This window comes from Photobacterium sanctipauli, from assembly GCF_003026495.1.
Taxonomy (GTDB): Bacteria; Pseudomonadota; Gammaproteobacteria; order Enterobacterales; family Vibrionaceae; genus Photobacterium; species Photobacterium sanctipauli.
The window spans coordinates 44117-56775 of record NZ_PYMA01000016.1 but is presented as its reverse complement, the minus strand read 5'-3'; the positions used below and the strand labels follow the sequence as shown (position 1 = coordinate 56775).

The 12659-nt window shown below is 40.7% G+C and carries 16 protein-coding genes and 3 pseudogenes; 7 read left to right on the top strand and 12 right to left on the bottom strand.

What is annotated here, in order from left to right:
* Positions 1 to 92: 92 nt before the first annotated feature.
* The 3 genes from C9I98_RS20320 to C9I98_RS20310 form a co-directional block, all read right to left on the bottom strand.
* Complete coding sequence (locus C9I98_RS20320) at positions 93 to 425, bottom strand: YnfA family protein (protein ID WP_036826261.1); 333 nt, start codon at positions 423 to 425, stop codon at positions 93 to 95.
* Between the two features lie 309 nt (positions 426 to 734).
* Positions 735 to 1139: a GFA family protein gene (locus C9I98_RS20315; RefSeq protein WP_107272415.1), complete on the bottom strand. Its 405-nt coding sequence runs from the start codon at positions 1137 to 1139 to the stop codon at positions 735 to 737.
* Between the two features lie 197 nt (positions 1140 to 1336).
* Entirely contained in the window at positions 1337 to 1714 is a 378-nt protein-coding gene (locus C9I98_RS20310; protein ID WP_036829542.1) for a VOC family protein, read from the bottom strand.
* A 213-nt stretch (positions 1715 to 1927) separates the two neighbouring features.
* Here C9I98_RS20310 and C9I98_RS20305 point away from each other — a divergent pair.
* Positions 1928 to 2073: pseudogene (locus tag C9I98_RS20305) on the top strand (IS110 family transposase); the annotation flags it as partial.
* A gap of 59 nt (positions 2074 to 2132) precedes the next feature.
* Here C9I98_RS20305 and C9I98_RS20300 read toward each other — a convergent pair.
* From C9I98_RS20300 to C9I98_RS20290, 3 genes are all read right to left on the bottom strand, one after another.
* Positions 2133 to 2588, bottom strand: coding sequence for a hypothetical protein (locus C9I98_RS20300; protein ID WP_036829545.1), 456 nt, complete (start codon positions 2586 to 2588; stop codon positions 2133 to 2135).
* A 134-nt stretch (positions 2589 to 2722) separates the two neighbouring features.
* Positions 2723 to 3037: a helix-turn-helix domain-containing protein gene (locus C9I98_RS20295; protein ID WP_036829548.1), complete on the bottom strand. Its 315-nt coding sequence runs from the start codon at positions 3035 to 3037 to the stop codon at positions 2723 to 2725.
* Positions 3024 to 3356: a type II toxin-antitoxin system RelE/ParE family toxin gene (locus tag C9I98_RS20290; protein ID WP_036829551.1), complete on the bottom strand. Its 333-nt coding sequence runs from the start codon at positions 3354 to 3356 to the stop codon at positions 3024 to 3026. Before C9I98_RS20290 ends, C9I98_RS20295 begins: the two co-directional genes overlap by 14 nt.
* A gap of 296 nt (positions 3357 to 3652) precedes the next feature.
* On the opposite strand from C9I98_RS20290, the pseudogene C9I98_RS20285 reads away from it, so the two are divergent.
* Positions 3653 to 3727, top strand: a pseudogene (locus C9I98_RS20285) (hypothetical protein); the annotation flags it as partial.
* A gap of 35 nt (positions 3728 to 3762) precedes the next feature.
* Here C9I98_RS20285 and C9I98_RS20280 read toward each other — a convergent pair.
* The 3 genes and pseudogenes from C9I98_RS20280 to dhiT all read right to left on the bottom strand — a co-directional run bounded on the left by C9I98_RS20280 (position 3763) and on the right by dhiT (position 5156).
* Positions 3763 to 4233, bottom strand: coding sequence for a GNAT family N-acetyltransferase (locus C9I98_RS20280; protein ID WP_107272414.1), 471 nt, complete (start codon positions 4231 to 4233; stop codon positions 3763 to 3765).
* 133 nt (positions 4234 to 4366) lie between these two features.
* The gene (dhiA, locus tag C9I98_RS20275; RefSeq protein WP_036827998.1) at positions 4367 to 4891 is read right to left on the bottom strand and encodes a type II toxin-antitoxin system antitoxin DhiA; all 525 of its coding nucleotides are present in this window, start codon (positions 4889 to 4891) and stop codon (positions 4367 to 4369) included.
* Positions 4885 to 5156 (bottom strand): annotated as a pseudogene (gene dhiT, locus C9I98_RS20270) (type II toxin-antitoxin system toxin DhiT). Before dhiT ends, dhiA begins: the two are co-directional and overlap by 7 nt.
* Before the next feature lie 145 nt (positions 5157 to 5301).
* Here dhiT and C9I98_RS26460 point away from each other — a divergent pair.
* The 4 genes from C9I98_RS26460 to C9I98_RS26920 all read left to right on the top strand — a co-directional run bounded on the left by C9I98_RS26460 (position 5302) and on the right by C9I98_RS26920 (position 8123).
* Positions 5302 to 5574, top strand: a complete 273-nt coding sequence (locus C9I98_RS26460) for a hypothetical protein (protein ID WP_081879055.1) — start codon at positions 5302 to 5304, stop codon at positions 5572 to 5574.
* Between the two features lie 473 nt (positions 5575 to 6047).
* Positions 6048 to 7478, top strand: a complete 1431-nt coding sequence (locus C9I98_RS20265) for an AAA family ATPase (protein WP_107272413.1) — start codon at positions 6048 to 6050, stop codon at positions 7476 to 7478.
* A gap of 46 nt (positions 7479 to 7524) precedes the next feature.
* Entirely contained in the window at positions 7525 to 7836 is a 312-nt protein-coding gene (locus C9I98_RS27100) for an HNH endonuclease (protein WP_338049229.1), read from the top strand.
* A 110-nt stretch (positions 7837 to 7946) separates the two neighbouring features.
* Positions 7947 to 8123, top strand: a complete 177-nt coding sequence (locus tag C9I98_RS26920) for a hypothetical protein (RefSeq protein WP_245907209.1) — start codon at positions 7947 to 7949, stop codon at positions 8121 to 8123.
* Between the two features lie 129 nt (positions 8124 to 8252).
* Here the strand turns inward: C9I98_RS26920 and C9I98_RS20250 are convergent, their stop codons facing one another.
* On the bottom strand, positions 8253 to 9188 hold the full coding sequence (locus C9I98_RS20250; RefSeq protein ID WP_107272412.1) for a pPIWI-associating nuclease domain-containing protein: 936 nt from the start codon (positions 9186 to 9188) through the stop codon (positions 8253 to 8255).
* Between the two features lie 551 nt (positions 9189 to 9739).
* Between C9I98_RS20250 and C9I98_RS20245 the strand changes: the two genes are divergently transcribed.
* Entirely contained in the window at positions 9740 to 11131 is a 1392-nt protein-coding gene (locus C9I98_RS20245) for an MATE family efflux transporter (protein WP_036829980.1), read from the top strand.
* Positions 11132 to 11195: 64 nt separating this feature from the next.
* On the opposite strand, the gene C9I98_RS20240 is transcribed toward C9I98_RS20245, so the two are convergent.
* Both C9I98_RS20240 and C9I98_RS20235 read right to left on the bottom strand, forming a co-directional pair.
* Entirely contained in the window at positions 11196 to 11864 is a 669-nt protein-coding gene (locus C9I98_RS20240; protein WP_036829979.1) for a CatB-related O-acetyltransferase, read from the bottom strand.
* Positions 11865 to 11994: 130 nt separating this feature from the next.
* A complete protein-coding gene (locus C9I98_RS20235) occupies positions 11995 to 12606 on the bottom strand; it encodes a LysE family translocator (RefSeq protein WP_036829977.1) in 612 nt (203 codons plus the stop codon).
* Positions 12607 to 12659: the final 53 nt, after the last annotated feature.

Here is a 12659-nt window from a genome sequence, read left to right as displayed (position 1 = left end):
TGCCGCTTTAATTTGAACATTATCCGCACACAGGTTAGCTTATTTTACTAGCAGTTAACTTTGTCGCAGATATTCATAAATTGTCATCTTTACTATGCTGCACGAGGGGCAAACATAATTATTGCCATGCCCACTAATGCGACGGATACACCAACGATATCCCACAGGGTAGGACGAATACCATCAACTAACCACAACCACCCAATCGCGACGAGAATATACACGCCGCCGTATGCTGCATAAACCCTTCCCGCAGCGGTTGGATGAAGAGATAAAAGCCAAGCAAACAAAGCAAGAAAAAATGCAGCTGGCAGCAATAGCCAAATTGACTTACCTTCTTTTAGCCATAGATACGGCAAGTAACAACCCAATATTTCTGCAACGGCTGTGACAAAGAACAAGCCAATCGTTTTTACTTCTACCAACTAAAATACCTCAATTTACTGCTACCAAATCACGAAAGGGATCGCATCCCACTATCAGCTTTATCACTTAGTAATGTCGTCTCGTTATCCATAGAGGCCACCTTATCTGCGATACTGGTATAGCCAAACAGTAGTCAGTATCCGTAGAGAGAATCATTAAGGCAAGTTATACATTTCGTATATAGATATCTTCTAACGAATGAGGAACCACAACAGCGTAATGCCATCAGGGTAATGGCAACAAAGCCAGTAAATACACAAGCCACTGTATAAAACCGCCCCGTGTTTTTGGTCTGCTCGACCGATTTATTAGTTGCCAGACCCACCGTGCTTAGGGTGATTGTCACACAAACTCAACCACGGGGCCTTAAAGTCTGTATAAATATGCTTTTGTTTATTCCTGTAAAATGGTGTGTCTAGCAAAGACAGCGCAAATGATGACCAACCACTGTTGTACCCAAAGTCATGAATCCATTGAATATTAGAACCACAGTGAACACAAAATGTACGTACATATCCAGGTGAAGATTCATAACTTTTAAGCGAACTTTCCCCTTGAACAATTGCAAAGTGCTCATCACGACTCGCGGCGAAAGTAGCAAAAGCAGCCCCGTGAGCTTTTTGACATATCTTGCAATGACAGTGTGTCACTGCTTTGATGTCGCCTGAAATTTCAATTTTTATCGTGCCACAGAGGCAACTTCCTTTATACATCGCTAACCTCTCCTCTTGGCAGTTAACGCCTAATAAAGTAATGAGCAACGCCGCTACCCAACCTAAGCTATTGTACCGTAGTAACTAAAGCCGATTTGAACCGAAAATGCCAAGCGTTGGGAATCACTCTTAGATGCTTTGTATATTGAAGCTCACAGCGTGTTGAACATTATACTTTTACTTTTTATCCAACTGCATCAAGATTTCCATGTATCAAAAACAGCTTCAATATTATGACCATCTGGGTCATGTACAAAACAAGCATAATAGTTCTCGGTATAGTGAGGTCGTGGCCCTGGCGCTCCATTATCTCGCGCTCCCGCCAAAATAGCCGCGTCATAAAACTCTCGGACCTTTTGTTGACTCGCCACACGAAAGGCAATATGAAAACTGGTTAAAGCGCCCGTTGTATTTGCACTGCAGATCTCGAATAAAAAGCCCTTACCGAGGTCAAAAGCCCAAAATTTTTCCTTTTCACCAAACGCAATTTTATACCCTAATGGACTAAAAGCTTCTTCATAAAACTTCCGGCTTCGCTCTAAATCACTAACGGAAATTGTGACGTGATCAATCATGTTTATACCTAGATATTATTTGGAAATAGAGATTAGCTAAATACCGCTGTTTTTTGAAGCCAAATTCAACAATACGAATGACATGAACTCCCCCTAATCAAGCTCTATCACCTTGGTAAGTCTGACTACAGTCCTTGGAGGCCACCATGTCACAATCAATTTATGGCATTGTTTTAAACAAGTGTTCGTTCAGTATCCACGGCGAAGATGAGCAAGACAAGTTACCAACGGCTTATAGACGCTGGTAAACCGAAGAAAGTAGCCATAATGCCTGTGTCAGGAAGATGGTTGTGGTCTTAAACTCAATGCTTCGAGATGGCGTCATGTGTGATAAAACACAGCTAAAAACTAGCTATTGACGCCATAGTCGGTTGTTATACAATTATTTTGACCTACCGTGTTGTATTTAGAATTAAGCTTACCAAAAGCTATATAACTGATTTAAGAAATCAAAACCGTGCTCTCGACAAATTTTCTTTGTAATATGTGCTCGCTTGCCTCTCGCTAGATCTTCAATAACTGAATGCGGTATCGCAAATGCTGCTGAGGGCTGTAATGTAGTTTCGTCGTACCAAATCACAATACCAACATCAAACTTACCTAATTTACTATTTTCAAAGTTACAAGCTGTTACACTGCTTCGTCGTAACTTGACCTCATAACGTAATTCCTTGTCCTGTTCGAGGTCAGGCAATAATGAGGTACCAATGAGATCGTAACCCGGTTGATTCGATGCTGACAACTTGCCGTTAGTCATGAGGCAAATGACCAACTCGGCCTTGTCGCCCATTAGCTTACCCATACTGCCTTTACTTACAGCACCAATTTCATCTAACAGTGTAATAACTGAATTTAGAACTTTAAGATGATTCACTTAATTTTCCGCATAAAAACATAACACTTGGTCAAATGACTACCAACACCACGACACTCAAACAGGTCACCGTAATCAACTAACTCAAACTGAGCCAAAATGCCAAAGATTGGCAGTCCGTCTTTAAGCATTTGTTATAGCTCAGCAATATGTGACAGTGTTTCTGGATGGCGCTGAACAAGCTTTAGAAGTGTTACAGCTTGTCCATTTGGTGCACTGCGCCCCTGTTCCCAATTTTCAAGTGTGCGGGATGATGTATGCAGTAAGCGAGCAAATACACCACGAGACATATTGAACTGCTCTCGGATACTAACAATTTCATCTGGTGTAATATTTAACTCACTAATGTCATTAACTTGGTGAGTTTTCAGGGTTACCTTACCCTCTGAGTGCTCTTTAGCTTCAACAAGTGCGGAGCTTAACTCTGCAAATAGGTCACGATTGCTCATTACGCCACGCCTCCATAAAAGACTTTAACTGTTTCTTTTGATCTGCGGTTAAATCCGTCATTTCATTCTTGCCATAAATGGTCAGCAAGTAAAAACGTCGTTTTTCATCGAAGAAGTAATAAATAATACGGGAGCCACCACGCTTACCCTTGCCTTTACTTGCAACTCGAACCTTTCGCAAACCACCTGTACCTTGAATCACATCACCCTGCTTAGGGTTAGACATTAACTCAGCCTGAAACAGCCTAAACTCTTCATCGCTGAGGTATTCGTTACGGTACTTTTCAAAAATACTTGATTCGACAAATACACTTTTCATACAGAAAGTGTACGCAAGTAACGTATAGATAGCAAACTATACGTGACTAACGTAGCTTATTTTGGGGAGTGAGGAGTCAAACTGAGCCAAAACTAATGACATGGACTCACCCCTCATCAGGCTTTGCCACACTTGGTGAATCTGACCTCAGCTCTTTGAGGCAGCCATGTCACAATCAATTTATGGTATTGATTTAGCCAAGCATTCCTTCAGTATCCACGGCGAAGATGAGCAAGGCTAGGTACTGAACCATAAAAACAATAACTCGCTCAAAAGCCCTCTCAATATTTAACAGCGGTAAACCAAGACTTGGCCGGATTACCCAAAAAGGCGATAAGTATCTCCGAACATTATTGGTTCATAGTGCCAGAGCCGCAAAACGTTACGCGTCCATTTGAGCAATCTGTTATTTGGCTGCATGCCACACCATTATTGTTGTTTCTGCGTCGTGATGTCGAGCTTGGTGTAGAGCTTTGAAACCATGATTTAAATACAACGGAATATTGAAGCTTTCACACTGTAAATATAGATCCTTAACACCAAAATCTATTGCTAACTCCTTAGCCTTGTTGAGCAATTGACCAGCGACACCCTGTCCTCGGTTAGGTGGATTGGTAAACACACCGCCGACCCAATTTTCATATTCAGGATAGTTTTTATTTTCACGAATCTTGAGTTCCAACACACCGACTAACTCGCCACCCTCACGAGCAACAAGAGCCAATGGTATTTGGTCACGATTTAGAGATTTCTCGATGACTTTTTCCAGTACGATATCTTCAGTGATGTTAGGAGCAATATGCGCCCATTCATCAAAGTACCATTTAGCTATTTTAGGTGCATAATCAGGATGATCAGCTAGTAATGAAATTTCCATATTTCCTCTTTGCCACATAGCGCCACGAACAAGTTGCCCCAAACAGACACATAAGCCTGATTTGAACACCTTAATCACTTAGCTAATTTCATACCCAAACTGCTGAGTGTTTTGGGTCAACTTGATACGATTGTTATATACGATCAGCGTTTTCGGATTTTGCCTGATCTTGAGCAATTTCGATCACTGCATGTCCAAGCTGCACCAAAGTTCCAAAGTTAGGAGATGTCTCAGGTTTTAATGATTTATACGCACTTGTACGACTCTTTATACCTGCTCGCTCAACTACCTGACTATGACCGAAGAACTCAACATATGAACGAATTGCCGCCTGAAGAATATCAACACGACCTTCCTTCATTGAGTCCCAAGCAGCTTGTTTGATAATTTGTTCCATCTCTTGGACATTGATGAGATTTAAAGGGGAGTCAACATAACTACCTACAGCTAACTCACGAAGTACACTCGCTGGTAAATCAATACCCTCCCAATCCAGTGAACCATCACTACGTAAGGCAAATCGTTTGAAGTCATTTACTGATTTAAAAGCCGGTTTTTGAAAAATTTCTTTTAAGTCTACTTCACCACAAAAGCCATCACTAAACGTTAGCTCAAGCTTGAAGCCTTCCAACCAATCAACATCAATTACTTTTAGCATACGTCACCTATAGCTTACCTGGATTTTCGCCGTTAACCGCTTTCGCCCACATTTGCATTAGTTTTTCACGGTTTTCGGCAATGTGCGCTTCTGCTCTTTTCCGCTGCTTATTTGGAAGATAACCTTCTAAACTTTCAGCTGTTTCTATCGCTATAATAAGTTCATAGCCGCCATATTTCACATGGACATGAGGGAGTTTGTGCTGCTTGTTATCAAAGAAATACATACAGAACGAAAGACCCAACAATATATCAATTTCGGGCATATGAACCTCTATAGACTTATCATGAGTAAACTATAGCATCGTCTCCTAAGGGAGACAAAGAAAAGAGTATATAACAAATGACATGGACTCCCCCCATCAGGCTCTACCACACTAGGTAAGTCTGACTACAGTCCCGGAGATCACCATGTCACAATCAATTTATGACATTAATTTAACCAAACATTTCTACAATTTCCAAGGCGAAGATGAACAAGGCAAGGTACTGATTCATAAAATAATAACTCGTTCAAAAGTCCTCTCAACTTTTGCCAATATATCCTCATCCATTGTCGGAATGGAAGCATGCGGTGCTTCCCATTATTGGGCGCGTGAGCTCGTTAAGCTGGGCCACAGCCCAAAGTCATGGCATCTAAATATGTTGTACCTTTCAGAACGGGAGCCAAGCATGCGCGGATAATCTGGTAGCTACTTAATAACGACACCAAATACCTACCAATATAAAACCAAGATGTTTTCTAACGGATTAGCCGACTTCACCGGGTCATTGCAATAGCCAATGATGATATAAATAAGGTTCAGGCCTTTTGCGGGAAAACCTGATAATACGGCGGGTACTGTAGATGCCTTCTAACGAATGAGGAACCGCAACCGCGTAGTGTCATCAGGGCAGTAAGCAGACCGAATGTAGAGCGGCAGTCCCAAACCTTATATTACCTGACGCTATTGTTGACAACCGGGGGGATTCCATGTAGCCCAATTAAGGTGTGAAACACGCCACCACAACACTCGATTTGAACACCATAAACACCAAACTAGAGCCAAACCAAAAATGCCATGCGTGCTGAATCACTCTTAAATTGTTTTGTTATACGAATCTTACGAATTATTTGTTACAATACAACACATTGCATAGAATCTTGAGACAAATTGATGAAACTACTTTCTGTAAACCTAAATGAAAATGTTTACAACGTAGCAAGTGGTGAAGAGCAAACCAACCAAAACACATTCAGCATAGTCATTGGTAAGAATGGAACAGGCAAAAGCCGCTTGTTGGCAAAAGTAGCTACAACATTTTTAGGCGTCAAAAAGTACACTCAGAACCACTCGAAACTTAAACACCACAAAACTGAAGAGTTGACTTTTATTAATCAAAATAAACAAGTTACTATCAAGTCTGGAAAAGGGAAAGGTGGAAAAATCTACGAAAGAAACAGACGAACTAAAGATAATATGTGTAAAAAACTTATAACCGCATCTATTAGTCCGTTTGATAAGTTTCCGTTGCCCAAAAAAAGTACAAACCACCTTTCGAATGATAACTTCTACAGCTACATTGGTTTTAAGACAGACAAATCATCGTTATCTGAACAAAACCTACTCACTAGATTTGCAACATCTATCGTTAGCTCAAGAAGTAACGTTGCAGTAAAAAGAACGTTGAGACTACTCGGATATAAAAGTGATATTACGATAAAATTTAAGCATAACTTAGAGCGATACTTCCAACGTAATAGGCTAGCTTATAATAGTCGTACATTTAATGAACTAGTATTAAATAACAAAGACTTATATAGTAGAGTATTAGCTGATGAAAACCACTTAATGTCATACTATATACTACAAGAGTTGAGTCAAAACTCTCAGACTAAAATTGGTAAAAAAACTCTTAGTGATTTAATAGGTGAGAAAGACCTACCTGAAATATACAGTACAAACTCAGATCTAGAAGAAAAAACAAAAATTTCATTAGTCAACTCTCTGGACCTTAATATTTCAACAGTTCAAAGCATAACTTTAAGAAAGAAAAACTCAAATCAAAGGTTAACACTTGATGATGCTAGCTCTGGCGAAAGATCACTGCTGTTATTAGTCTGCTCCATTGCCAGTCAGATAAACAATAATAGTTTGATATTAATTGATGAACCAGAGATTAGTTTACACCCTGAGTGGCAAGAAACATTTATTGATTTGATTTACAATGCATTTTCTCACTATAAACGCTGCCACTTCATAATAGCTACCCATTCTCCGCTAATTATATCCGATTTACCTGAAAGTGGTTGCTATATACTTAATATGGATAAAAATCAAACAGTTGAATCAAAAGGCTACTTCAATAAATCTGTAGACTTCCAATTGGCACGACTCTTTAGCACACCAGGATATCAAAACGAATATTTGAACAGGCTATGTATCTCAGTATTAAGTACCTTTGCAAAAGGAGGAATTATTGACGATGAAACAAAAAACAACATTAGTTTTTTGTTATCAATGGAAGAAAATTTAGAGGATGGCGATAATGTAAAATCTTTAATCGGCATAATAAGAAACACGATGGAGATAGCTGAACAATGTTAACTCCAGTAGTTTTTGACGATAGTCAAAAAAGTACTATTGAAAAAAAATAAAAGAGCCAGATTTCGATCACGAAAATTGGTCAGACGAAGATCTCGAACCTATAAAAGAAACTGTAAAACATCACTATCATAGTGTTCAAAATACTGTATGCCCATATTGCAGGCAGAAACTAAATTCTAAGCATGGTCGATATTGGGATATAGAACATATAATTCCACGTTCACACCAGCCTAACTTTATGTTTGAACCCTTAAACCTATGCTTGAGTTGTGTCGACTGTAATAAAGAAAAGTCAGATAAAAAAATTACAACAAGTAACGCAAAAAAGAACTACCCTAAAAAACTTCTCAATACTTAATTATTCATCCACATTTTGATAATTACGATGACTATCTTATAGCTGTTAAGCCAGGGTTGTTTTACTACCCTTTAGAGTCAAAAGGACGTAAGACCATTGAAGTGTGTGGATTGAATCGATTCTATGAATTTGCTGGTTTTGGAGAAAGTGAAGATGTATTTACAAAAATTAACCAATTAACTGAACTATCAAAAAGCGAAAGTTGTGAAAATATACGTCAGGAAATACTCAGAAAAATTACTGCACTAGCTCTTGAAGGGCTTGTCGCAAGCAAGAGACAGGGTTGATTCGTATAACGCCTGCATAACACGTTTACTACCATGCAAATTAAGCCTAAATTTACCACTTAATACGCTAAACTCAAAGAAACCTAGAATACCGAATGTAGCAAAATCGTGTTGATGCGATTGTTAGGTTTATTCTCCCCACCATGAAGATGTATCAATTTTTAAACCTTCAGGGGCTAACTCGAGATCTGTTAAATTCGACAGTGGTGCTTGCAGTGTAAAGTCATAAGGATAGCTTTCACTCATAGTCGCACCAATATCATTTCTTAAATCTGAATTAGAACCCCACTGCAATTCACAATGAGCAATACCGATACCTACAATCCATATATGCTCACTTGATATTTTAGATACATGAAATGACTCAAGCTCACTATAGTCAACTACTGAATGAGTTGAAAGTATGTCAATTTCATCTTGAGTATTAGATATAAACTCTTCCACTATTGTTGAGTCGACTTCAGACTCTATAAGTGAAATAATTTGGATTCTCATATCTTCAACTAACACTAGAATATTATTAACAATGTGCATTACAGACAAAGCTAATTCTTCACATTTAGAATCACCAATATTGAAACGTTTTTCTCGTAAATGAGTATGCTCATTTAACTCACGAAATAACTTTGTAAACGTTTTTAATTTCGTTTGAATGTAGTCACGATCTTCTTCATCCAATTCAAGTAATTCGAATACTCTTTCATCGCTTAGTCCACCTTGTATTGCATATTTAGCTCTTTGAGCTCTAGTAATGCCATCTTCAGAATTTGTTTCATTCCTGTACCAACAACATTTCAAGATTTCTTCATCTGAAGAGTACCTAGATAGAATAAGAGTGATGATTTCCCGCATTGTATATGCAAAATTATTAAATCTTAGAGGATTGCCTTTATCACTCAGATTATTAAGTGCAGCCTGATAAAGATCTTTTTCAAATCCCAAAGACAAATGAGACAATATTTTTTGACTTTCTTTACTTGAATTTAGATTTATATATATCTTCGCTCTTAATTTCTCATTTTTTGGTACGACGCCAAATTGTAATCTACGTTGTACCTTAGCCATTTTATTTCTTACTCTTCTTGCGACTAACGACATATAATTCTCTCTATTAAACAAAAGCATAACTGCCTAAGTAGGCTTAGAAACCTAACATTTATTATGCGCATCTCTTTTGTATATCGACCCAAATCAAGTAAATAAACGAAAGATACATGCGAAACACTTTCGGGCTATCCAGCTTAGCCACCAACTCTGAGCATGACGATGGATAACAATCAATTTTTTTAAATCAAATCAAATCAAATCAAATAAAATCAAATAAAATCAATGAATTATAACCAAAAACCCACAATCAAACACCACCACAACTCACAATATCGACACAACACCAAGCGCCATTCAACCCCAATAAACAAGCACTTTAATACATCCACCAGCACCCATTCACCTGCCCTATACCACCACTCCAAACCACTTGAATAAACTTACAAATCATTGCTTGAATTAGTCAGTAAACTTGTATAAATTCTCACCGCCAAAAGGCGCATCCTAAAATGTACCCACCCGCTATCCTGCTTTCATTGGTGCATTTATATTGGTGTTTCTATATCTACATGCAAAATAACAATTCTCGACTATCTCGCTTCCGCAGTGAGTCCGGTGCACTCTTAAACCTGTCTATCCCAATCATTCTGACGCAGTTGGCAACGCAAGCCATGGGCTTTGTTGATACCACCATGGCGGGTCAGGTTAGCCCGGCAGACTTGGCCGCCATCGCTATTGGTACTAGCCTGTGGCTACCCGTATTGCTGATCCTGCGCGGTATTATCATGGCGCTAACGCCAGTTGTTGCCTTCCATCGCGGGGCGCAAGATTTAGATAAAGTACGTATCGAATTTATTCAGATGCTTTGGGTTGCCGCATTTATCAGCTCCCTACTGATTGTCTACCTTTCCCAAGGTGGCAATATCCTCACTAGCATTGGAGTTGCGGAAGAAATCATCCCAATCGCCAGCGATTACGTACTGGCGCTAGCCTTTGGTGTGCCGGGTATTGCCTTGTTCTACACCCTTAACGGCTTCTGTGAAGGGATGAACAATACCAAAGCGCCTATGCTGGTTTCGGTACTTGGCCTGTTGGTGAATATTCCGATTAACTATGTGCTTATCTACGGTAAGTTCGGCTTCCCTGCATTGGGAGCAGTAGGCTGTGGTGTTGCTACTAGTATTGTCTACTGGCTAATGTCTGGCCTTCTATTTAGCTACATCAAAGGCCATCACCACTATAAGAAGATCATCCACTTTGCTGACATTAAACCTCGCATGGCGGAGATAAAACACCTGCTGAAACTGGGTACACCAATCGGTATGAACATTGCCGTGTGTGGCAGTATCTTTGCGATAATTGCCCTATTGATTGGCCGAATTGGTGCCGATAATGTCGCGGCAGCACAAATCGCCTTGAATATATCAAGCATGACTTACGTGATCCCAATGAGTGTCTCATTCGGTATCACGATTCGTGTAGGCCATTCACTGGGTGCCAAGCAAAACCAAAAGGCTATCGAGCGAAGCGTGTTCGGCATCATCGTGGCTGCGCTTATTTCGCTGGTTTCGGTTTCTATATTCTTGCTGTTCCCAGACTGGATTATTCGCCTATACACCACAGACCCGGTGATTAGTGCGACAGCCTCTGTGTTGCTGGTGTACACCGCGATGTATCAGCTAAGTGATGCCCTGCAAACCTCAGCCAACGGCGCATTGCGTGGCTACAAAGATACCAAGGTACCAATGATACTGGCGATCAGCGCCTACTGGGGCTTGGCATTGCCGCTGGGTATGACCCTTGGCTTGACCGACTACATTGTCCCTGCGATGGGTGAAACCGGCTTCTGGGTGGGTATCGTGACAGGCTTAACCATTGCCGCCATCATGATGCTAATGCGCTTGGCCTACGTCATCCGCAACCATAATGCGGCTTCGCAAGCCGCTGCCTCTACCGCTTAATAAAAAACGCTTCTCTTAACAGCTTAAGAGAGGCGTTATTTTATGACCTAATTTGGCTATTTGGCTAAATTAACTGATGCTGTTGAGCGTAAGCGTGCAGCTCTTGAATCTGACCTTTTACCAACACTGGAATAACAGCCTGAACGTGGTCAATCGGCCAATCCCACCAAGCAAGTTGCTCTAGGATCTTAACCTCTTCTTCGCTATACCTTGTACGGATCACTTTCGCCGGGTTACCCGCCACTATCGCATAAGGCGGTACATCTGATGCAACCACGGCCTTGCTACCAATAATCGCGCCGTTGCCAATTTTCACCCCTGGCATCACGGTAACATCGTAGCCAAACCAGACATCGTTACCAACGCGGATATCCTCGTATTTTTTTAACGGATAATCGGTCAATGGCATCGCTTCTGCCCAACCCTTACCAAACACGGCAAAAGGAAAGGTCGAGACGCCAACGGTCGCATGGTTGGCATCTGCCATGATGAACTTGGTGCCGTTGGCTATGGCGCAAAACTTACCAATACGCAGGGCGGTTTCAGAAAAGCCAAAATTATAGAGCACGTTTTGCTCGAAGAACTGAGTAGGATCATCAAAATCACTGTAGTAGGAATAGTCCCCTACTTCTATGTTTTGAATGCCGGATTTATCAAGCAAAGGCTTGAGGAAGACAGTATTAGTAAAACCGTCGATTGGGAATATATTTTCTGGGTTGATATCGTTATTCATTAATACTTCACAGCATGGATGTTTTGCAAATCATAGCACAGGGTGAAATACAAAATCGCCCCTAAGCAAAACATTGCTCAGGGGCGCTGATTCTCGCTAATACCTGATATCGAGAATAAAAAAATATCAGTTACGAACTCAGCGGTAAGCTTGCACCAAGTAGCGCAAATACGCTGCCGCAGCCGCGATTAAACTGTTTGCCTTTGTTCTCCAGCCACGGGCGCAGCTTGTATGCCATACAAGCAACGAAGTATTCCACGCCAAATTCAACCACCGCAAATGTCAGAGCAAGAATAATGAACTGCGGGATGATTGGGCTATCCGATGTCATAAACTGCGGCAAAAAAGCACCAAAAAACAAGAGTACTTTTGGGTTGGATATCGCAGCGAAAAAGCCCTGACGAAATAAGCTACCCGCCCCTTTGCTTGTGGCCTGAGTAGCCGTATTCATATCAATGGTAGGGCTTCGCCAAAGCTGGATACCAATGTAAATCAGATAAAGCCCACCAGCCCATTTCAAGATACTCAATGCATGTGATGAAGCCTGCATGGCCGCACCCACACCAAACATGGCCAATGCAATAATCAAGATAAAACCACTCACCCCACCAAAGATGGTCGCAAGCACTTTTTTCCGGCCATATAAAGCCCCATGGCTTAGCGCCAATAGGCCGTTGGGCCCAGGGGCAAACGCCAAACCCGTCACGGCAACCAAATACAAAAGCCAAGTTTCAAACGGCATAACACTTCCTAATACAACATGATGATATGGCTCAACTATAGGGTTAAAGTGAG